Source organism: Acinetobacter sp. YH12040, from assembly GCF_013420005.1.
In the GTDB taxonomy this organism is placed as follows: Bacteria; Pseudomonadota; Gammaproteobacteria; order Pseudomonadales; family Moraxellaceae; genus Acinetobacter; species Acinetobacter amyesii.
The window spans coordinates 86,991-107,868 of sequence record NZ_VOZB01000011.1 but is presented as its reverse complement, the minus strand read 5'-3'; the positions used below and the strand labels follow the sequence as shown (position 1 = coordinate 107,868).

The 20,878-nt window shown below is 40.7% G+C and carries 19 protein-coding genes and 2 tRNA genes; 7 read left to right on the top strand and 14 right to left on the bottom strand.

Annotated features, from left to right (window positions below):
* Nucleotides 1-246 precede the first annotated feature (246 nt).
* The gene (gene folD / locus FTT99_RS12925) at nt 247-1,095 is read right to left on the bottom strand and encodes a bifunctional methylenetetrahydrofolate dehydrogenase/methenyltetrahydrofolate cyclohydrolase FolD (RefSeq protein ID WP_078192972.1); all 849 of its coding nucleotides are present in this window, start codon (nt 1,093-1,095) and stop codon (nt 247-249) included.
* Nucleotides 1,096-1,247: 152 nt separating this feature from the next.
* Here folD and FTT99_RS12920 point away from each other — a divergent pair.
* Together FTT99_RS12920 and FTT99_RS12915 are read left to right on the top strand one after the other, a co-directional pair.
* Nucleotides 1,248-1,321, top strand: a tRNA-Cys gene (locus FTT99_RS12920).
* Nucleotides 1,322-1,331: 10 nt separating this feature from the next.
* Nucleotides 1,332-1,417, top strand: a tRNA-Leu gene (locus tag FTT99_RS12915).
* Between the two features lie 467 nt (nt 1,418-1,884).
* Here FTT99_RS12915 and FTT99_RS12910 read toward each other — a convergent pair.
* Nucleotides 1,885-2,877 (bottom strand): NAD(P)H-quinone oxidoreductase, encoded by a 993-nt coding sequence (locus FTT99_RS12910; protein ID WP_180049110.1) that lies wholly within the window; start codon nt 2,875-2,877, stop codon nt 1,885-1,887.
* A gap of 131 nt (nt 2,878-3,008) precedes the next feature.
* Between FTT99_RS12910 and FTT99_RS12905 the strand changes: the two genes are divergently transcribed.
* Complete coding sequence (locus FTT99_RS12905; RefSeq protein WP_180020679.1) at nt 3,009-3,359, top strand: co-chaperone YbbN; 351 nt, start codon at nt 3,009-3,011, stop codon at nt 3,357-3,359.
* A gap of 13 nt (nt 3,360-3,372) precedes the next feature.
* Here the strand turns inward: FTT99_RS12905 and FTT99_RS12900 are convergent, their stop codons facing one another.
* From FTT99_RS12900 to cysD, 7 genes are all read right to left on the bottom strand, one after another.
* Nucleotides 3,373-3,633: a DUF2798 domain-containing protein gene (locus FTT99_RS12900; protein ID WP_180026651.1), complete on the bottom strand. Its 261-nt coding sequence runs from the start codon at nt 3,631-3,633 to the stop codon at nt 3,373-3,375.
* A 13-nt stretch (nt 3,634-3,646) separates the two neighbouring features.
* The gene (locus FTT99_RS12895) at nt 3,647-3,964 is read right to left on the bottom strand and encodes a DUF3861 domain-containing protein (RefSeq protein WP_180161577.1); all 318 of its coding nucleotides are present in this window, start codon (nt 3,962-3,964) and stop codon (nt 3,647-3,649) included.
* The gene (locus tag FTT99_RS12890) at nt 3,961-4,482 is read right to left on the bottom strand and encodes a PadR family transcriptional regulator (protein WP_180161575.1); all 522 of its coding nucleotides are present in this window, start codon (nt 4,480-4,482) and stop codon (nt 3,961-3,963) included. The genes FTT99_RS12895 and FTT99_RS12890 overlap by 4 nt, the downstream gene beginning before the upstream one ends.
* A 130-nt stretch (nt 4,483-4,612) precedes the next feature.
* The gene (locus FTT99_RS12885) at nt 4,613-5,023 is read right to left on the bottom strand and encodes a surface-adhesin E family protein (RefSeq protein WP_180161573.1); all 411 of its coding nucleotides are present in this window, start codon (nt 5,021-5,023) and stop codon (nt 4,613-4,615) included.
* A 41-nt stretch (nt 5,024-5,064) separates the two neighbouring features.
* Nucleotides 5,065-5,337, bottom strand: a complete 273-nt coding sequence (locus FTT99_RS12880) for a hypothetical protein (protein ID WP_180161571.1) — start codon at nt 5,335-5,337, stop codon at nt 5,065-5,067.
* A gap of 147 nt (nt 5,338-5,484) precedes the next feature.
* Entirely contained in the window at nt 5,485-7,098 is a 1,614-nt protein-coding gene (gene cysN, locus FTT99_RS12875) for a sulfate adenylyltransferase subunit CysN (RefSeq protein ID WP_180011013.1), read from the bottom strand.
* 167 nt (nt 7,099-7,265) lie between these two features.
* Nucleotides 7,266-8,180: a sulfate adenylyltransferase subunit CysD gene (cysD, locus tag FTT99_RS12870; protein WP_078189893.1), complete on the bottom strand. Its 915-nt coding sequence runs from the start codon at nt 8,178-8,180 to the stop codon at nt 7,266-7,268.
* Between the two features lie 321 nt (nt 8,181-8,501).
* On the opposite strand from cysD, the gene FTT99_RS12865 reads away from it, so the two are divergent.
* The 4 genes from FTT99_RS12865 to pgaB (FTT99_RS12850) all read left to right on the top strand — a co-directional run bounded on the left by FTT99_RS12865 (nt 8,502) and on the right by pgaB (FTT99_RS12850) (nt 13,600).
* Complete coding sequence (locus FTT99_RS12865) at nt 8,502-9,044, top strand: hypothetical protein (protein ID WP_111884395.1); 543 nt, start codon at nt 8,502-8,504, stop codon at nt 9,042-9,044.
* Nucleotides 9,045-9,509: 465 nt separating this feature from the next.
* A complete protein-coding gene (locus FTT99_RS12860) occupies nt 9,510-10,148 on the top strand; it encodes a YqiJ family protein (RefSeq protein WP_180131587.1) in 639 nt (212 codons plus the stop codon).
* A gap of 176 nt (nt 10,149-10,324) precedes the next feature.
* Complete coding sequence (locus tag FTT99_RS12855) at nt 10,325-12,037, top strand: flotillin family protein (protein WP_180131589.1); 1,713 nt, start codon at nt 10,325-10,327, stop codon at nt 12,035-12,037.
* 306 nt (nt 12,038-12,343) lie between these two features.
* Nucleotides 12,344-13,600 carry a poly-beta-1,6-N-acetyl-D-glucosamine N-deacetylase PgaB gene (pgaB, locus tag FTT99_RS12850; RefSeq protein WP_180131592.1) on the top strand — a complete coding sequence of 419 codons (1,257 nt, stop codon included), beginning with the start codon at nt 12,344-12,346 and terminating at the stop codon, nt 13,598-13,600.
* A 55-nt stretch (nt 13,601-13,655) separates the two neighbouring features.
* Here the strand turns inward: pgaB (FTT99_RS12850) and pgaD are convergent, their stop codons facing one another.
* The 5 genes from pgaD to sucD form a co-directional block, all read right to left on the bottom strand.
* The gene (pgaD, locus tag FTT99_RS12845; protein ID WP_180131595.1) at nt 13,656-14,168 is read right to left on the bottom strand and encodes a poly-beta-1,6-N-acetyl-D-glucosamine biosynthesis protein PgaD; all 513 of its coding nucleotides are present in this window, start codon (nt 14,166-14,168) and stop codon (nt 13,656-13,658) included.
* Nucleotides 14,155-15,426 (bottom strand): poly-beta-1,6-N-acetyl-D-glucosamine synthase, encoded by a 1,272-nt coding sequence (gene pgaC, locus FTT99_RS12840; protein ID WP_180131597.1) that lies wholly within the window; start codon nt 15,424-15,426, stop codon nt 14,155-14,157. The genes pgaD and pgaC overlap by 14 nt, the downstream gene beginning before the upstream one ends.
* Entirely contained in the window at nt 15,426-17,291 is a 1,866-nt protein-coding gene (pgaB, locus tag FTT99_RS12835; protein ID WP_257229295.1) for a poly-beta-1,6-N-acetyl-D-glucosamine N-deacetylase PgaB, read from the bottom strand. Before pgaB (FTT99_RS12835) ends, pgaC begins: the two co-directional genes overlap by 1 nt.
* Nucleotides 17,291-19,747, bottom strand: coding sequence for a poly-beta-1,6 N-acetyl-D-glucosamine export porin PgaA (gene pgaA, locus FTT99_RS12830; protein ID WP_180131599.1), 2,457 nt, complete (start codon nt 19,745-19,747; stop codon nt 17,291-17,293). Before pgaA ends, pgaB (FTT99_RS12835) begins: the two co-directional genes overlap by 1 nt.
* Nucleotides 19,748-19,979: 232 nt before the next feature.
* Nucleotides 19,980-20,870, bottom strand: coding sequence for a succinate--CoA ligase subunit alpha (gene sucD / locus FTT99_RS12825; protein WP_180121689.1), 891 nt, complete (start codon nt 20,868-20,870; stop codon nt 19,980-19,982).
* Between the last annotated feature and the right edge of the window lie 8 nt (nt 20,871-20,878).

Below are 20,878 nucleotides of genomic sequence, written 5' to 3'. Positions count from 1 at the left end.
ATTTTATTTGAATTTATAAACGTATTAGATATGCGACATCGTCATCTGCTGCTGTGCGAGACAGACCTTAATCGAATGAACACTGTTTCTGCGATACCATTAATCAAAAGACTGATTCTGTCGAGTTCAGCAGATGACAAATGGTTTTGGTTATTTTTGCCGAAACAAAAGTAACATACGAGCTTCTTACATTTTAGTCACAACGGTAAGACTCCGTTGTGACTAAAATATCTTTTTATTAAAAGATTAACCCAACGCTTTTTCAGCAGCTTCAACAGTTTGACGAATCAACGTTGTAATGGTCATAGGACCTACACCACCCGGAACAGGTGTATAAGCAGAAGCAACTTCTTCAATACCCACCAATTGGATATCACCTACACCGCCGCCATCACGTGGATGAAAGCCAGCATCAACAACCACTGCACCTGGTTTGATCCAATCTTTTTGAATCAATTCAGCTTTACCTACCGCACCCACAATAATGTCAGCTTGCTTAACAAAGTCAGCTAAGTTTTGAGTACGTGAGTGGCAAGTGGTCACTGTTGCATTCGCTTCAAGTAGCATCGCAGACATTGGTTTACCCAAAATTGCAGAACGACCCACAACAACCGCATGTTTCCCTGCGATTTCAATGTTGTTTTCTTTTAGAATGGTCATGATACCTGCTGGTGTTGCAGAACCATATGCCGCTTCACCCATCGCCATACGACCAAAACCTAAGCAGGTCACGCCATCTACGTCTTTTTCAAGAGAGATCGCATCGAAACAAGCACGCTCATCAATTTGAGCAGGTACGGGGTGTTGTAACAAAATACCGTGAACATCTGGGTTTGCATTCAATTTTTCAATTTCAGCAAGCAATTGCTCAGTTGTAGTTTCTTTAGGAAGCTCAACTTTTAATGAATCCATACCAACTCGGCGGCAAGCATTCCCTTTCATTCGTACATAAGTTGCAGATGCACCATCGTCACCTACCAAAATAGTCGCAAGAATTGGGGTACGACCAGTTTTCTCTTTTAGCGCTTCTACGCGAGTCAACAAGTCAGCTTCAATTTTCTTCGCCAATGCACGACCATCTAAAACTAATGCCACGGCACTTCTCCAAGTGATGATATGAATCAATTTTGCACATAATACATGATTATTTTAAATTTTTTACCTTGTATGCTGCTTTTATGCTCATACAGATGAATCTGCTATTGTTTTTTTTTCAGAGCTTGCTAATATACGCATCAACAAGACATGGCGGGGTGGCAGAGTGGTCATGCAGCGGACTGCAACTCCGTGTACGCCGGTTCGATTCCGACCTCCGCCTCCAATCTTGTTAAGCCCGAGTGGTGAAATCGGTAGACACAGGGGATTTAAAATCCCCCGCCCACAAAGCGTGCCAGTTCGAGTCTGGCCTCGGGCACCATTCTTCTACTACTGAAGATGGTGTAATAAAGAACCCAGCGATAAGCTGGTTTTTTTATGCCTAAAATTTAGCAACAGATGTTACGCACGTAAAAGTAATTTCACATTATTTACCGATATTTAAATCTACTCGACAGAGTCTTACATCTAGGGATTGAATAATGGGATTAGCCTTCGGCTGGAGGTACTTTCGTTTCGGCAAAAGTACCCAAAACCATTGTCATCCGCAAAACTCGTTCACTAGCGTCTACTTATTCAAAGTATTGCAAAAACATTTTTGATTAAAAACAACCCTGTCTCATACACTTGCGGATGACCTTACCGCGTATCATTCTTTTATTTGAATCAAATTGTGCTTTTGATGTTACTGCGTCAAATCAGATAGGAATACAATAAAAAAGAGGGACATTGCCCTCTTTAATTATTTTAAAACACCCTGCAAATACATCGCGTTTTAAAAATAATCCTTTAGATCACTTCAACCACAATCTTACCCACATGCTCGCCTGTATCCATGGCTGCATGTGCTTCTTGAATTTGGTCAAACTTAAATGTTTTGTAAATCATTGGCAGGCATTCACCTTTAGACCATAACGGAACAACATTTTCCTGAATGCCTTTGGCAATCTCTGCTTTTTCTGCAGTATTACGCGCACGCATGGTTGAGCCTGTAATGGTCAAACGCTTCATCATGATTTGACCCAGTTTCACCTCTTTGGCCTTTGCACCACCTAAAAATGCGATATAGACCAAACGACCATCACGACGTAATAGATTGAGGTTCTGCGCCAAATACGGTGCGCCAACAATATCTAAAATGACATCTACACCTTGCTCATTGGTCGCTTCATTAATCACTTGCTCAAAGTCTTGAGTCTTGTAGTTAATCGCATGCGTGATATCAGAGATCGCTGCCACTTTTTCATCTGAACCGACTGTTGCAAAGGTTTTCATGCCCAACGCATTACACAGCATGATTGCCGTAGTTCCAATACCACTGGTTCCACCATGAATCAGCACCGTTTCACCTGCTTTGGCTTTGCCCATTTGGAATACATTCGCCCAAACGGTAAAGAATGTTTCAGGAATCGCTGCAGCTTGAGTAAAGCTGACGCCTTCAGGAATCGCAATGGTTTGGCTTTCAGGCACCACGCAATATTCTGCATAACCGCCACCATTGGTTAAACCGCAAACCTTATCGCCCACCTTAAACAAAGTAACATCCGCACCGACAGCAACTACTTCGCCTGCAACCTCTAAACCCGGTACTGGCGTTACGCCTTTCGGCATTGGGTATAAACCTTGACGCTGCAAGATGTCTGGACGGTTGATGCCAAAGGCATGCACTTTAACCAACACTTCATCTGCTTTCGCTTCTGGGATGGCAACACTTTCATAGGCCAGTTTATCTACACCGCCCGGCTCAGTAATAATGACCTGCTGCATGCTTTGCTGTGACATTGTTTTCCCTTTTCAATTATTGAATATTCATCTATCTCTGCACTATTTGAACATAGAAATGGCGCAGAATGAATAAACATGGACTTATGTATAATTTGTAGTGTATTTCGTAAATGAATAATAGGCCAAGCATGTCTCAGATCGTTGAATACAATGAAGATAACGCCAGTGACTATGAATGGTTTGATGGTTTTGCCGTGATTCGCTTCTATGCAGACTGGTGCGCGCCCTGTGTACAGAACTTCCCAGTATTTGAGCAGTGCGCAAGTCAAATGTCAGCGCAGCATACACGGCTTAAATTTGGCAAAGTGAATATTGATTCCTCACCGATACTGACATTGCGTTATAACGTTTATGGACTACCCTCTACCTTGCTGTTTTATCGCGGGAAAGTGATTCAACGTATTGCAGGTGTCAAATCACTGACTGAATTAACAGCCATCATTCAAGATGCTATGCAGTCACACTCAACTCATGACTAAATGGATGTACCTTCTATTTAGATGCAGGCTCATTCGGTAAGCGCACAAACTTCATTAACGTATTACGCACCAATGGCAAAACAATCAAAATAAGTGGAAATGCCATCATCCACGACATGCTCCATGCACGCAGCCAAATACCAAGAAAACCTTCAACTAAACCTTTATTCATCAGCATATTAAAGCAGGAAATTGAACCGCTCATAATGCCGGACAGAATTAGGGGCATCAGCCAAGTCATGTGTTTGGGATGAAATTTTGGGAGTTGATTCATCTGTAAATACCTATTATTCGTCTTGGGCTGCGTTCTGGGCTTTTACGGTTTGTTTCAGTGTTTTCATAAACTGGCCGAAATGCGGCATGAAATCTTTAAATAAAGGATGGTCTTTATTTTCCAGCAAGGTTTCACCAAACAGTTTTAAACCCACAGCAAAGGCTTTAGTCTTTTCTTCATCTAATAACTTCGCTTTAGTCAAATGCTCCAATACCTTAAACATGTCATCATGGTTGTAGGCATTAAACTGCAACGCTTCGGTATAAGTCGAAGGATTGCCCTGCGCATCAGCAATGTGTTTGAGCGTAATTTCATATTGATGCTGTTTCATTGTGTCACCTCCATACGGCTGATTTCGACTGCCGCCTGATCGATTTTTTCTGCAATGGCATACACTTGTTCAGGAGTCAGTTCACTGTGCTGAATTTTGATGCGCAGGGATGCTTTTAGGTTTTCCATCGCGCGTTTGATATCAACGTATTTTTCGTTGTTGTGGATTTGCTTGCGGGTATCAAAACGACACAGAATTTTCTCTACAGTGGCTTTTTCTGCATCTAGATGTACTAAGCCTGACTGCGTAACGCTGTATTGTTTACGGTCTTCGGCATTTAGTTCTGCATGGATGTATTGCTGTTCTTCGAGGTAATTCAGCGTTGGGTAAATTGTCCCTGTGCTTGGGCTGTAGCCACCGCCCACGATTGCGCCTACATCTTTAATAATGTCGTAGCTAAACTTAGGCGATTGGGAGATCAGATGCAGCACCAACAGTTTCATGTGCCCTGCTTCAAACAGGCGTTTGCGGGTTTTGACTGGACTATCGCTTACGTCCAAAAGGTCTGAATTTGACATCGCAAAGATACACCTTAAGATTATTTAAGATATATCTTAACATCAATTTAATATTTGTCATGTTTTATTTAAGATATTAAAAAAAGCCACTGTGAAATGGCTTATATATAATTTTGGTTTCATTACCTTATCAGCTACATACGCTATCTACATACGCTTCCCCCATAGTCCCGGGTATAGCATCTTGCATCTGAACATATGAATTAGTATTGCTATAATTTGGAATTACCTTACCAGTCTTTTTATAGCCTACTATAGATTTTAAACCAAGAGTGTTAGCTGAACAATTTATCCACATTAATTGCATTGTATAATCTCCAACAGACAAACCATCCTGAGATATATCATTCACAACAGTTTTTCTCACCCAAACCTTTTTATTACTTGTATAAGGATATTCTGCGACTTGGCTAATCGAGTCTATATTATATTCATAAAAAAATTCACGATCAGAGTCATAACCTATTCGTTGCCATTGATCATTAGCAAAAACTAAAGAAGATGCACACATAGATATAAGTACACAAAATATTCTTAACATAAAATCCCCCAAATTAATAATACATAACGCAAAAAAGCATTTTATAGCTTAATAAATTCTTTTACCATCCGATCACTCACATCTTCAGGATAGCAAAGTGGCGCATATCCACCTGCGCGATTATATGCACTGCGCTTACCACACCGACTACCATTACTTGCAGTATTGTAAGGACAAGGACAATTACCAGGATAATTCTCAATTGATTGCTGAATAATCTTCTGCTTAATTTTTTCAGTACTTTGACTACTCTGTTTTGCATCAACACTAAAAGTTAATACACATAACCCCATTAAAAATAATATTTTTTTCATAAACACCCCTCTATAAGAGCATTTTATAGAGAAAACATTTATGTGAATCATCACACATAATCCAAGTGTTTTATTTATCAGCAATTAAATTCAAGACAATAAAAAAACCCGCCATTAGGCGGATCTTTTTTAAATCAATTCAATCTATTACAGACGAACTAACTCAACAATTTTCTCAGCAACTTCTTCAGCAGTCTCCACTGTATAAGTCACATCAGTACCTTCAGCACTATCAGTAATCACAACCACACCAGTTTCACGAACTAGTGCAACTTGCTCCACAGTTAAACCAGCTTTCGCAATTGCAACCACACCTTGCTGAATCAATAAGCTTTCAATCGCTTGCGCATTTTCAAGGGCTTTTGCAGTCACAGTTACCGCAGCAGGTTTTTGACCTAAACGTGCAGCACGCGCTTCAGCAGTTACAGGCTCGTTGTGTGCAGTCCATTCAACCGCAGATTCAACCATACCCGCACCAACAGTCACGTTGCTTAAACGGTCAATAAATATAAATGAACCTGTGTAACGGCTATCTTTATAACGGTCAAATACCACTGGCGCATCAAACTCAATCGTTACATCTGCAATCGCATTCAGTTCAAGCTGTTCAACTTCCGTTTTTTCCAATGTGTTTACATTGGTACGGTAGTTGATTTTCGCAACTTTCGCAGGAATGGTTTGTGTACCAAACTTCACGTTATACAGTTTACCAACCACTAAAGGCGCATCTGTCATCCATACCACAGAGGCACGTGCAGAACGTGAAATTAGAGGCTGTTCGCCCGCTTTTACCAACACGTTACCGCGTGAAATATCAATTTCATCATTCAGTGTTAAAGTCACCGCTTGACCTGCAACAGCATGGTCTAAGTTACCGTCAAAAGTTACAATTTCTTTAACCGTAGACGACTTACCAGATGGCAATGCAGTAATGGTATCGCCAACTTTTACTTCACCAAGTGCAATCGTACCGCAGAAGCCACGGAAATCGAGGTTCGGACGGTTGACATATTGAACTGGGAAACGGAATTCGTGCTTGCTCGTATCATGCGAAATTTCAACAGTTTCCAAAGTCTCCATTAAAGTCTGACCTTGGTACCACGGCGTATTTGGCGATTTGTTTACAACGTTATCACCATTCAACGCAGAAATAGGCGTGAAGATAATGTTCGCAGGTTTACGGTCGCCCAATTGGTTTACGAACTCATTGTACTCTGCTTGAATTTCATTGAAGCGCGCTTCAGAGAATTCAACCAAGTCCATTTTGTTCACTGCAACCACGATATTACGAATACCTAAAAGGCTCGCAATAAATGAGTGACGACGAGTTTGGGTTTGAACGCCATAACGCGCATCAATCAAGATGATCGCTAAATCTGCAGTCGACGCACCAGTTGCCATGTTACGTGTGTACTGCTCATGCCCTGGGGTGTCAGCAATGATGAACTTACGTTTTTCTGTAGAGAAATAACGGTAAGCCACGTCAATGGTAATACCCTGCTCACGTTCCGCTTGCAGACCATCGACAAGTAAAGCCAAGTCAGGCGCATCACCCGTAGTACCGACTTTTTTAGAGTCACGTGTTACGGCTTGCAATTGATCTTCATAAATCAATTTTGAATCGTAAAGCAAACGACCAATTAAAGTCGATTTACCATCATCCACGTTACCGCAAGTGAGGAAACGTAGAAGGTCTTTATTTTCATGTTGTTTTAAATACGCCAAGATGTCTTGGCTAATTAAATCTGATTGATGAGACATTGCTCAAAGCTCCACATATTCTTTTGAAATCGGTTTCTGAATCTTTTTAATCCCTCTAAATCTCCCTTTAAGAAAGGGAGACTTTGCTCCGTTCTTTCTCGGGAGTTCCCCCTGTTTAGTAAAGAGGGTGAGCAGCACTGCTGCGCAAGGGAGATTTCTTAAGATTCTTAGAAGTAACCTTCCTGCTTTTTCTTTTCCATCGAACCTGCTTCATCATGGTCGATCATACGACCTTGACGTTCAGATGTGGTGGCTAAAAGCATCTCTTGGATAATTTCCGGCAAAGTTGTTGCAGTTGATTCAACCGCACCAGTTAATGGGTAACAACCTAAAGTACGGAAACGCACCGATTTCATTTGTGGCACTTCACCTTCGTTCAAACGCATACGCTCATCATCAACCATGATCAGTGTACCGTTACGCTCAACCACTGGACGTTCAGCAGCCAAGTACAAAGGAACCAATTTAATATTTTCAAGGTAGATGTATTGCCAAATATCCAACTCAGTCCAGTTAGACAATGGGAACACACGAATACTTTCGCCTTTGTTCACTTTACCGTTGTAAAGATTCCAAAGTTCAGGACGTTGGTTTTTAGGGTCCCAACGGTGTTTGGTATCACGGAATGAGTAAACACGTTCTTTGGCACGAGATTTTTCTTCGTCACGGCGCGCACCACCGAAAGCCGCATCAAACTGATATTTATCAAGTGCTTGTTTTAAGCCTTGAGTTTTCATAATGTCAGTATATTTTGAGCTCCCGTAATCGAACGGATTCACGCCTGCATCTTTACCTTCTTTGTTTTGATGCACGATCAAATCAAAGCCATGCTCTTTTGCCATGTTGTCACGGAAAGTAATCATGTCTTTAAATTTCCAACCCGTGTCTACATGCAGTAGTGGGAATGGAAGTTTGGCAGGATAGAATGCTTTTAAAGCAAGATGCAGCATGACCGCTGAATCTTTACCGATTGAATACAGCATGACTGGGTTTTCGAACTCAGCAGCAACTTCACGGATGATATGAATACTCTCAGCTTCAAGCTGTTTAAGATGAGTAAGTCTTTCCTCATTTAATGACATGGACAACACCAGCTTAGAATATGTGTACTTATTACACTTTTAAAGATATATATACATTATAGTGATTAAGCTTTCATAACGATTGCTTGTTTTGTGATATTGATATTCTTATTCGTCATATACAAATTGTCTGATACTGCTTATCAATTTTAATTAATTTAATACGATAGACTTATCAATTTCAGTATTATTCTAGTCCGAGATCCGTAATTTTACGCAATTTTTTATCAATTAACTAATCGCTAAATCCTCTAAATAATCGGTATTCAAACTCGCTCAAACTACCTAAAGTAGCTATATCACTCTCCAATAGTTATTGATATGCCATATAGTCACTATACGCTTGAAACCTTAAAGTCGCTGATTGAAGCCGCAGGTCTTGCTGGCTATATTTATCAGCATTCTTCACACATGCTCGTGCTCCAAGAAGCCTTAAATGATGACGGCAGTCCGCTGAATAACTTTATCCAACATGAGCTGAGTGCTGACCAAATTGGCCTTCAGTTCGGCCTACGACTTTTGGACAATAAACTCGAATTTTTGATTGGGGTGACTCACAGTAACCAAGATCGCGGCTACGAAATTGGCGCTGGCAATTTAAAGGCCGATCAACGTGCATTTAATCTGCTCTATGCTTTTTATAATTTTCCCAAAGCATTTCACTTAATCCATTTCCCGCTCGCAGCCAATAGCACCCAGTTAGAAGAAGAGATCGAAAAGCAATTGTTTCAACTTGAAAGCATGGGCTTTTTAGACACTGCGATTAAAACCAATCCGATGGGCGAACAAGTGAAGTGGATGAAAACCTTTATTGTTCAAGCGGCTTTAGATATGAAAGTACGCATTCAAACTTCATTGTTATAAAAACGGTTAAAGCCACCTAAAAATAGCTCTATTGAACACCAGTTCAAATCTCCATATGACATCGAAAGTCACGGTAAAGCTCTCAGCACTGCCGTGACGGTTATAAATTTACATTTCCTAACATTGTTTTCTGTGCCTTTTAACAAGCCATTTCTCTCCGTTAAGCACGACCACTTATATATCTGCAATTAGACTGAAAATTTGATTGATCACAATGACTTAAATCTTAAATGGGTAAAGCAGAAATACTATTAACTTTAGATTTAGATAATCCTGACTTAATTGATCACCTATTTTTAAAGAAAAACTTAGTAATAGCTCACATAAAAGCCGACTTTTTGTTAATCTGATCTGTAATTTTTTTACACAATTTCGACAGATAATGTTATTTTATTTACTGAAAAAAATTCGGCCAGAATTATTTTTTTTTGATTTTTTATAAGCATAAATATAGAGATAAATATAATGTGGGAATTGTTTACTCACCCGTCTAATATCGTGTTTAGCATCAGTCTCTGCTTAATGTTCTTGTTTGGACTTTTTGAGATTGTGTTAACAATTTTAGGGGGCGGTTCTCAAGGCTTCTTAGATCAATTCCTACCTGAGGATGTTGGTCATAATGCAGAGCTAGGTGTAGATGCCGATGCAGGTATCGTGACACGTGTGCTCGATTGGTTGTATTTGGGTCGTATTCCACTGTTTGTATGGCTCATCATTTTCTTATGTGTCTATAGTTTATTGGGCTTTACTATTCAAGCCATCGTTAACCAAATGACCAGTATGATGTTTAGTGCATGGATTATTGCACCTGCATGTATTTTTCTGTGCATGCCCTTCGTACGTTTTAGCGCAATGCTCATTGCCCGTATTTTACCGCAAGATGAAACAACCGCCATTTATAGTGATGAATTGATCGGTAGAACGGCCACGATCATTTTGGGTGATGCACGACCACAGTCTCCTGCTCAAGCCAAAGTCAAAGATCAACACGGATTGACCCATTATATTTTGGTTGAACCTGAACAAGATGAAATTTTCAGCCAAGGTCAATCAGTGGTTTTAACCCAAAAAACAAATGTAGGCTTTCAAGCCACCATGCTCTAAATTTTTAATAAATTGATGCTCAATCAGTTCTTCTAACACCATATAAATACATTTAACGCATCATTCCTTCTGTAAATCTCGAAGTCATGATGAGTCAACAAAATACTGATTTTTAAACCAAACTTGTTAGCACTTTAGAGGGTTAACTTGAACTACAACAAAAGAGATAAACGTCCATGTTAGACATTATTCCAAGCGGTATCCTTGTTTCAGTCGGGATAATTTTTGCCGCACTTATTTTTATTGGTTTTATTATTGCTCGACTTTATCGTCGCTCAAGTAAAGAGATTTCATTTGTGCGTACAGGCTTCGGCGGTGAAAAAGTGATTTTAGGTGGCGGTGCCATTGTGCTTCCGGTGCTGCATGAAATTATTCCAGTCAATATGAACACCCTACGTCTTGAAGTACGCCGTGCAGATGACCAAGCGCTGATTACACGTGACCGTATGCGTGTCGACGTGATGGCGGAGTTCTATGTCCGTGTGAAACCGACAGCTGATTCGATTGCTACAGCAGCACAGACTTTAGGTCAAAAGACCATGTCACCGAATGAACTTAAGAATTTGGTCGAAGGAAAATTCGTTGACTCTCTACGTGCAGTTGCCGCAGAAATGGCGATGGAAGAGTTGCATGAAAAACGTGTCGACTTCGTTCAAAAAGTTCAGCAAGTGGTGTCTGAAGATTTACATAAAAACGGTTTGGAACTTGAAACCGTTTCATTAACTGGTTTAGACCAAACAGGCTTTAAATACTTTAACCCACAAAATGCGTTCGATGCTGAAGGTTTAACTAAACTGACAGAAACCATTGAAGACCGTCGTCGTAAACGTAATGCGATTGAACAAGATGCAGATCTTGCAATTAAGACCAAGAACTTAGAAGCAGAACAAGCACGTCTACAAATTTTGCGTGAAGAAGAATATGCAAAACTGCAACAAGAACGTGAAATTTCAATCCGTCGTGCAGAACAGCTTGCAGAAATTGCATCACAAGAAGCTGCTAAAAAACGTGAAGCCGAAGAAGCGCGTATTGCTGCTGAACGTGAAGTTGACTTAAAGCGTATTACTGCGGCACGTGACGTTGAAAATCAAAATATTCAAAAGTCACAAATTATTCAGCAAGCCCAAGTGGAACAAAAGAAAACCATTGAACTCGCTGAGCAAGACCGTGCAATTGCCATTGCTGAAAAATCTCGTGCTGAATCTGAAGCTAAGGCACATGCCGATCAAGCCCGTGCTCAAGCGGTAAAAGCCGAAGAAGAAGTGATTACCGTTCGTCAAATCCAACAAGCTGAACGTCAAAAAGCTGTTGAATTGGTCTCTGCGAAAGAAAAAGCGGAGAAAGATGCGATTGCCATTACTGTCGCGGCTGAAGCGGGTAAACAAGCAGCCGCAGATGAAGCTGAAGCTATCCGTATTGCAGCTGAAGCCGAAGCTGAAAAAGTTCGCTTAAAAGCCAAAGGTGAAGCTGACGCAAAAGTTCTGTTGGCTCAAGCGATGGAAAAACAATACAAAGTTGATGCTGAAGGTACACGTGCAGTGAACGAAGCAAACAACGTATTGTCATCTGAACAGGTTGAAATGCAAATTCGTTTAGCGATGCTGAAATACTTACCTGAAATCATTCGCGAAAGTGTTAAACCAATGGAAAACATTGATGACATTAAGATTTTGCAAGTGAATGGCCTAAATGCTGGACATGCAGGTTCTTGCCAAGGTGATGCTCACCACGAAGGTAGCGGTAATGTTGCCTTGTCAGACCAAGTGGTAAATAGTGCCCTACGCTACCGCAGCCAGGCCCCACTGATTGATAGCTTGATGAGTGAGCTTGGTATCCAAGGTGGCGATATTAATGGTTTAACTCAGAGCTTAAACAAAAAAGCTGGTTAATTCGTTTTACACGCTAAAAAAACCGCAGCTTAATCCTGCGGTTTTTTTTATTGAGATCATCGACAAGGAAGACTTACGAGAGCTTAAAAAATTCGTTCAGTACCAAATCATGACTTTAAAATGACGAAATACTGGATCACAACAAAGTGCAAACCAAATCACACTTTTAAGAATAACCCTTCCCCTGCAATCTTGCTACAATCTTCAAATTCATCATATTCTGCTTAGCTGTACTTGCTAAAACGTGCAGCAAAATATGCGATGAAAACATTTACGAATGATAATACGCTCAGTGCAAGTATAAATATGACTTCTTCCTTAAATGCCGTTACTTCCCTACGCCCCTTTAAAAAATTAATAGGTCTAATGACCTGCTTCGGTTTGGTCTTTTCAGGCTGTAGCAGTGCTGAAACGGTACATATTACCCACCACCCAATACAAGATTTGGTCAAGCAATATGCATCAGCCAATCCTTTACATCAAACCTTGACCAGCGATATACAAAAGCCAAGCATTACAAAACGTATGCGCATCATGCATATCGACTTAGATTATGTATATGATGCCAATCAGGCTCAACAAGAACAAAATATCCGTGCATTGATCGAACGTATCCGTCACATTGAAGCCAATACGATTTTTCTACAAGCTTTTGCAGACCCTGATGCCAATGGTTCGGCTGATGCGGTGTATTTTAAAAATCGCTATATCCCAATGCGCTCAGATTTATTTCAACGTGTTTTGCACGAAATACGACAGCAGACTCAAGTAAAAACTGTATATGCATGGCTGCCTTTAATTGCGTGGGAGTTTCCGAAACAATACCCTCTGCAATATGTAAAAAGCCAAAGTGAAAAAAAAGGTTATATTCGGATATCACCCTTTGACCCGAGAAACCAACAATACACAGCAGAAATTTTTCTAGACTTTATTCAGCAAAATAAAGTGGATGGCATTCTTTATCATGACGATATCACTCTCAATGATTTTGAGGATAATAGTACCGCAGCGCTTCAGACCTACAAAACATGGGGCTTCGATCAACAATTGATTGGACAGCCAAAGCATGCGCAGCAACTTGAATTTTCACGCTACAAAACCGCCTATTTAGACCAATTTGCTGAAGGCATTAGTCAGATTTTAAAACAGCAACAACCTGAATTACATTTTGCTCGCAATATGTATGCTGAAGCTGTGCTGAACCCGAACAGTGAAAAATGGTTTAGCCAGTCCAATGCCAGCACGTATCAACATTATGATTACAACGCCATCATGGCCATGCCCTATATGGAAAAGGCAGATGACCATCGTCAGTTTTATTTAAACTTGATCGAACGTGCAAAAAAATATGACCCTAATTTAAGCCGTACTATTTTTGAACTTCAAGTGACCGATTGGAATCATCAAAAACCCATTTCTAATCAGGAGCTCACAGACACCATCCGTTTACTAGAACAACATGGTGTGCAACATATTGGGTATTATCCAGATGATTTCGTGCAAAATCATCCAGATGCACAGCAAATAAAAAAGGCATTTGCACCTGCCCTAGCTACGGACTGATACCAATGCCTACATCATCAGATCTAAAACCTTAGATCTAATGAAGAACGCCTGATTAGCTGTTGATTTTATAGTGTTCTAATTGACCTTCATCCGTATAGTGTAAGGTGATATTTTTCGATTTTCGCATTGTCGCTATATCACTGGATTTTACGTGAAAGCTTTTCGCCAAATCTTCATCTTGAGCATTCTCAGGCGCCTTTCGTCGGTCTTCACCGTGAAAACGCAGCCAGTTATAACTTGCCCAAACAAATAGACAGCAAATAAAGATTCCGATTGAGAAAATCAATTTCATGATCGTTAAACTGGTCATCGGTTGGGACTGATCCATAACCTGTGAATACACCACCGTGCCTTCAAACCACCAAAACACAAGGGTTAATAGCGGTAAAAACAACCACATCCAAAGCATCCACCCAACTGCCATCAGACCATAGCCTGCTGACTTGCGTTTGACGTATTCAGGTTTATCAATATATTCAGGTAATTCAAGCAATGATTCATCTTGAATAATTTTAAAAACTGAATTTGCAACTGGCTTCTGATTTTGTAAATTAACTTGGTTCATTGTTTTCCTCCCCTCTAAATCCACGGTCTGGACTGACCCAACGCGCACGCTTTTGGGTTTTAAAAATAGTCTTTGGCAAAGCAACGACCGTGGTCAGCATGGCTAAGATCCAGAAAAATAAGGGATACCAAATCACCCAAAAATAATTTCGCAGTAAGCGTTTTTTGTCGTAAGCGCGATCGATCCATAAACTCACGAGGAACTGGAATAAACAGGTTACACCTAAAATCACCCCATACCATTGAGGTAAAAGTGATTGAATCGCCCACTCACCCGGTAATGAGAAAAATAGACCATAAAAATACAAGACAAAAATACTGAACATGACATATGCCCAGATCACGCTAATGATAGATTCGAATGCAATCGGCCACATCCGACGTAAACGCCATTTAAATATTTTAGGTAAATAAGCAAATAACACTTCGATGCCGCCTTGAGCCCAACGTAAACGTTGTTTCCAAAGTCCATTGAAGGTTTCTGGCATATAGATATAGCAAAGGGCTTGCGGTACATAGTGCAAATCCCAATGATCGAACTGCAAACGCCATGACACGTCAATATCTTCTGTGATCATGTCATCACGCCAATAACCGATGCGGTCTAGTGCCGTTTTTCTGAAACCTGCAATTGCACCTGATACTGTAAAAATACGACCATAGGTTCTTTGAGATCGCTTGATTAAGCCAATAATCGAAGAAAATTCACCGACCTGAATTTTACCCAAGATGCTTGAACGGTTCACAATACGTGGATTACCCGTTACAGCGCCCACGCGTGGGAAACTGGTCAGATGATGCATCATCCAAAGTGCCGAATGCGGGTGCAATAATGCATCACCATCAATACAAATCAAGTGTTCAAATTGGCTGACCATCGCGCCTGCACGTAATGCATACGCTTTACCCTGATTCTCAGCCAAATGCACCACACGCAATTTAGGATATTGGAGTACCAATTGGTCTAGAATTTCAGCGGTTCGATCTTTACTTCCATCATTCACCGCTATCACTTCGAAATTTGGATATTGGCTCTGCATCGCATATCGAATCGTGTCACGTACCTGTGCTTCTTCATTAAAGCAAGGCACAATGATGCTACAGCCTTGCTCAGTTGGCACGGGAAGTTCAGGTTGTTTCCATTCACGCTTTAAGTAGAACCACACGCCTCCAGCAATCCAAATCCACGCCATAAACAAGGGATATAGGAAAGCAAAGGCAAAAAACAGATCGTTAAAACTCAGTTCCCATTCTTGCATTACTGACCTCCTTGTATATACGGATCACGGTAAGTCAGTGGACTGCCATTCAAGCTGATGCTTTGATATAGGTGATGTTGAACGCGTTCGCCATCCTGAAGCTGATAATTATTCAGTCCGATTTTTTGAACCGACGCTGCGCGTAAAGCCTGATAGTTTTGCTGATACTTCACCCAATCTTTCTCGCTCATATTTGGATTGATATCTAAACTGACAATCAAGCGTTGCTTTTGCTCTGTATTCAAAGTCTTCAATGCGGACATAAAAGCTTTAAAACTTTGCGGATGCTGACCCGGGTTAATACTTAAATACAGAAAGTCCGATGCTGTTAGGGCACGAGTCACCAACGGTTTTAATCCAGAAAATTGATGTCCAGTTAAATTCACTTTAAGTGCAGTTTGGTTATCATTACTAATATTGGAATAAAAATGCGCTTGCGCCTTACTACGCTCTTTAATTGCAATAATTTTTTGCACTTGCTCAGTACATGCGGCTGACCACTGTGCTGAATGAATTGCACAGTCCAAGCTGTTACCGGTGTTAATAATTAAACCTTCAAGCGAACTATTGTTTTTCAATAGATCTGCCGTTAGGTCTGCCAAATTAATCCCCTGCTGTAATTCCAAACTGATTGGGAGCTGAGCATACACTCGATTACCAATTCGTGTACGGGCTTGCCACACAGTGCGATTCAGTAAATCTTGTTGCATCGGTAGTTTTGAATTTGGGAAAAATAAGGCATCAATTTTACCGTCACCATCATGATCAACAGCGGCATTTAAAAGCAATGTATTGGTTTTTAACGCATTGACCTGATCTAATAATCTCCCCAATTTCTGATCTGATTGCTCAGCCGTTGGTGCTTGTAATTCAGCCAAATTAAAATTCAGGAATGTTTTACGTTGTTTATAAGGCGCACGAGCTTCAACGATAAAGTCTTCCATATTTTGGTGGATAAACTCTGGTGTTGGGTTATCCATAATCAAGGCACGCTGATAGGTATGCACCGAATCTGCCTGACTGACCACATTACCTAAGCTAAAGGACATGGGCAGTCCTGCTTTACGTGCATATCCCTCAATTTCAGGTGTAACTGCACCGTATGGCCAGAAGATCGCCATACTATGAATACCCAGTTGACGATCGAGTTCTTGTTTAGATTTCTTCAAATCTTGCACAATACGCTGCTCAAACTCAGCATCGGTTTCATAACGATTTTGAGCTGGAAAATACTGGCGCGTAATCGCAGCAGGTTCCATATTTTTTTGTGGGTTTGCCAAAATACCATGATGCAGATCATCCGAATGCGACACAAATTCGGCATATCCCGACTTTTGCATTTCCCGCATTTGATCCCAATTCATCAAATTACCCACACCATAAGCTTCATAAGCATCTTTGGTATTGCCATTAATCCAACTGGTTGGAATAGCAAAAACTGCAGGAAATTGATATTGCTTTAACAATGGAAAGACTTTGCTATAACTACTTAGCGCACCATCATCAAAAGTTAATAACAGCGCCTTTTCAGGTAACTTTTTCTTTTGTAAGCGAGCCTGCATGACATCTTCTAAACGAATGGGTTGCCAACCTTCTCGTTTAATCCACGCAAAATATTGCCCAAGATTTTGCGTACTAATCGCATAGACATCTCGATCACCACGTTTGGCAACATCATCTCGAACATCATGAAAGGTCAGCGTTACAAATTGGTTATGTGCGGTACTTTCATCAAGATCAGGCATCGCCAAATTTGCAGTTTTTGGCACATTATTGTCAGCAAAAAGATATGTCGTACTGATGGGCAAAGTCACAGCTAGAACTAAGCTTTGCTTCAACATGCGGTGTATTAATGTATTTTTCATTAGAAGCGCCCCTCAAAACCAACAACTGCATAACTACGATCTTCATCTTTTCCGTCATACGGATGTGAACCCCAACCTATGCCGTAGTTCAGTTTCCACGTGCGCGAGAGCTGCCAATCATGTTGATAATACAAATTATAAATCGGACGACTTGAGTAGCCTTTTTGTCCGAAGGTACCGATCGTTGCTGCAAAGTGCTGGTTAAAATGACGTTCATAGTCACGCCATGTCATCCAATCATGTTCCAATGTCACTTCAGCGCTATAGCTATGTTCAGGGTTAAAATAAGGCACATCAACCGGATCATTTTTCCCGTAATAACCACGCAGTGTTGCCGCAGAAAGATGATGCGGAGATTGTTGGAATTGCTGTTTAAAATACCCAGACAGTTCTTGGCGTAGATTGCCATCATCAATATCGCTCAATTGATAACTTGCACCTGCTTTGCGTGATTCATTTTGTTGCCAGTTCAATGCAAAACGATAAGCCTGCCCATCGTGGTCCTGTGCCAAAGATTGCAATGGAATATCCGCTTGGCTGTCATAACCCAGTGCATAGTTCCAATGATCATTCAGCCAATGTGACCAATCTAATTGCACACCAAAACGGTCGCCATCGGTGCTTTGAGAGAATAATGCAGATGCAGCTTTACGATCCGAAGCCCACTCTAAACCCATGCCAATCCGCTGGTCTTTTAATTTGCCAGACTCATACTTCGACCAACGGTTGCTATGATCGACAAAGAGTCGATAATTATCGTAAAACCATGGGCTATTGATGCGCGTCCAGTTTTCCTGTTCACGTGAACCTTTCAGGCGATTTTGTACACGAGGATCATCAGACTCACTTTTCGCAAAGGTACTTTGATGTTGAATTGACGCACGATTTCGATCATCCAATTCTTTTTTACTTTTTTTTACGCCCGTATCATCACCGACATGGCTGACCATATATTGATTGAGTTCACGCCAAGCTTGAATTTGACTCAAGGCTTGGAAATTCTGCATGCGGTTAATTTGCGTTCCCTGTGAAATGGGCTCTAAGCTGTTCTGCTGTGCCAAAGTGTGCTGGGATTGCTCTGGTTTTTCACGCCAACGTTGAATTAATGCCAAATTATTTTGATAACCGATATTGCCGGGAGCCTTTGCGGTTAAGTCATTGAAATAACGTTCAGCTTTTTCATGTTCATTGCGATAAGCATAGTTCAATCCCTTCAACGCAATAAATTCAGTACGATCATCGTGTGGCGCCTTATCCACCCCTTTCGCATTACTATAAACAAAGGTCGGCAATTGTTTGTCCATAGTGTCGATTAACTGATTGGCTTGTTTAAATTTTTCTTGTTCGATCAAGCTATAATACAAACCAGCATAGACGTTATAGTCCGCATAATTTTTTTCAGCAAATAAACTCTGATATAAAGGCTCAGCTTTTTCAGGTTGACGTAATTTTAAATAACTGTCTGCCAAAGCATGTCGTACATAAGCAGGCATTTCTTTAGCTGTTTGACCTGTTTTTTCTACTTGTGCCAGCGCCTGCTTTGAAGCATTACGTGCATTTAAGGCATAGATATATTCATAGTAAAATTTACGTTTACTGGCTTCATCTGTAGGAAGTTTGTCTTCATAAGCTCTCATTTCAGCCAGAACACGATCTAGTGGTTCAAATGCCGTTGCTCCACGCTTCATATCAAACGCATTTTTTGAAGCTTGAATGCCTTGTTGAATACGCTGCGAGAACTCATTCATCTTGAGCAAATGTTGCAACACTGGCTTAGAACTATTGAGTCCATTGGCCTGAATGTAACTTTGTGCAGTGGCAAAATCGCTATTTTGCAATAGAGCCAATACGTACTGTTCTTGGGTATCTGCATTGGGCTGTTTTGCTAGCGCATATTTCGCTGCATTGAGGGATTCAGCAGGCATATCCAATAATCGATAGGCATAGGCCAATTGCGAAAGATAATCTGCACCAAGCGACTGTAAGTTGAGATTTGCCAGTTTTTGTTTTGCTTGTTCTTTTTGACCTGATTCTGCCAGCAGCACACCCTGCCAAATCAACCACTGTTCCGATTGATCCTGCTGATAAAATTTTTGTGCCCACTGTAAGGCTTGATCATATTGTTTAAGATCACGTAAAGCTTTGATGACACTGACTTTGCCATAATCTGGAAACGTCGTTGGACTAATCTTCGCCAAGTAGGCCACATCTGTAGAGCTAAAGGTTGCATTTGCATAACGCAGGAGCGTGTAATCTGCAATGAGCTTCTGATTTTCAGGATGTTGCGCTAATAAAACTTGTAATTGGTTAAATCCCTGATCCACTTTACCGACACGGATATCTGCAACACTTTGTTCTCTTTGCTGATCAATATTATCAACTGCAAATACAACCGTAGGAAGGCTCGAAAAAATCGACAAGAAACATAGACGAGATAAATAAGATTTATAAATCATGATTATTCACGTTAGAAGAGTAATTATTCATCAAATTAAATTAATGTGATGTGTTTCACATTATATCACATTTTGACCGATTAAATTTGGTTAATTATTCATACTAAAGTGTTAATAATGAATGAGAATATGCTGATTTTATAAATTTTCTTTACTATTCAATCACTATTATTAAATAAAAATAAAAAAACCCCTCATTTGAGGGGTTTTTATTAACAGAAACTTACCGTACTTAAGCAAGACCTTTAGACTTTAAAACTTCGTACATAGTCGAGCCTAATTCAGCAGGACTACGGGTATAGGCCATACCGGCTTTTTCAAAAGCAGCAAATTTCTCTTCTGCTGTACCTTTACCGCCCGAAATGATCGCGCCTGCATGTCCCATACGTTTACCTTTTGGTGCAGTCACTCCCGCGATATAACCGACAACAGGCTTAGTTACATTCGACTGGATATATTCAGCCGCTTCTTCTTCTGCTGTACCACCAATCTCACCAATCATGATGATCGCTTCAGTTTGCGGGTCGTCTTGGAACAGCTTTAAGCAATCAATTTGGTTCATGCCCGGAATTGGATCTCCCCCAATACCGATACACGTCGACTGACCTAGACCCAGCTTCGTGGTTTGCGCTACAGCTTCATAGGTCAGAGTCCCTGAACGCGAGATAATGCCGATTTTACCTGGTTGATGAATATGCCCCGGCATAATACCGATCTTACATTCACCCGGAGTAATAATCCCTGGACAGTTCGGACCAATTAGACGTGCGTTATTGCCATAAGTTTCAAGATAACGTTTAGCTTTTAGCATATCGAGTGTCGGCACGCCTTCCGTAATCACGACGATCAGCTCAACACCTGAATCAATCGATTCAATAATTGAATCTAGGACAAATGGTGCAGGTACATAAATCGAGGTTGCCGTTGCACCCGTTTCACGCACCGCTTCTTTCATGGTATTGAATACGGGTAGATTCAAATGTTGTGTGCCGCCTTTACCCGGAGTCACCCCACCGACCACTTTTGTGCCGTAAGCAATTGACTGTTCTGAATGAAATGTGCCATTTTTACCGGTAAAACCTTGTACCAATACTTTGGTGTCTTTATTAACTAATACGCTCATGATCTCTA

Coding starts and splice junctions, on each gene's coding strand:
- FTT99_RS12910 (WP_180049110.1), bottom strand. CDS start 2,877: ATGTCACAGCAAAGCATGCAGCAGGTCATTATTACTGAGCCGGGCGGT.
- FTT99_RS12905 (WP_180020679.1), top strand. CDS start 3,009: ATGTCTCAGATCGTTGAATACAATGAAGATAACGCCAGTGACTATGAA.
- FTT99_RS12900 (WP_180026651.1), bottom strand. CDS start 3,633: ATGAATCAACTCCCAAAATTTCATCCCAAACACATGACTTGGCTGATG.
- FTT99_RS12895 (WP_180161577.1), bottom strand. CDS start 3,964: ATGAAACAGCATCAATATGAAATTACGCTCAAACACATTGCTGATGCG.
- FTT99_RS12890 (WP_180161575.1), bottom strand. CDS start 4,482: ATGTCAAATTCAGACCTTTTGGACGTAAGCGATAGTCCAGTCAAAACC.
- FTT99_RS12885 (WP_180161573.1), bottom strand. CDS start 5,023: ATGTTAAGAATATTTTGTGTACTTATATCTATGTGTGCATCTTCTTTA.
- FTT99_RS12880 (WP_180161571.1), bottom strand. CDS start 5,337: ATGAAAAAAATATTATTTTTAATGGGGTTATGTGTATTAACTTTTAGT.
- cysN (WP_180011013.1), bottom strand. CDS start 7,098: ATGTCTCATCAATCAGATTTAATTAGCCAAGACATCTTGGCGTATTTA.
- cysD (WP_078189893.1), bottom strand. CDS start 8,180: ATGTCATTAAATGAGGAAAGACTTACTCATCTTAAACAGCTTGAAGCT.
- FTT99_RS12865 (WP_111884395.1), top strand. CDS start 8,502: ATGCCATATAGTCACTATACGCTTGAAACCTTAAAGTCGCTGATTGAA.
- FTT99_RS12860 (WP_180131587.1), top strand. CDS start 9,510: ATGTGGGAATTGTTTACTCACCCGTCTAATATCGTGTTTAGCATCAGT.
- FTT99_RS12855 (WP_180131589.1), top strand. CDS start 10,325: ATGTTAGACATTATTCCAAGCGGTATCCTTGTTTCAGTCGGGATAATT.
- pgaB (WP_180131592.1), top strand. CDS start 12,344: ATGACTTCTTCCTTAAATGCCGTTACTTCCCTACGCCCCTTTAAAAAA.
- pgaD (WP_180131595.1), bottom strand. CDS start 14,168: ATGAACCAAGTTAATTTACAAAATCAGAAGCCAGTTGCAAATTCAGTT.
- pgaC (WP_180131597.1), bottom strand. CDS start 15,426: ATGCAAGAATGGGAACTGAGTTTTAACGATCTGTTTTTTGCCTTTGCT.
- pgaB (WP_257229295.1), bottom strand. CDS start 17,291: ATGAAAAATACATTAATACACCGCATGTTGAAGCAAAGCTTAGTTCTA.
- pgaA (WP_180131599.1), bottom strand. CDS start 19,747: ATGATTTATAAATCTTATTTATCTCGTCTATGTTTCTTGTCGATTTTT.
- sucD (WP_180121689.1), bottom strand. CDS start 20,870: ATGAGCGTATTAGTTAATAAAGACACCAAAGTATTGGTACAAGGTTTT.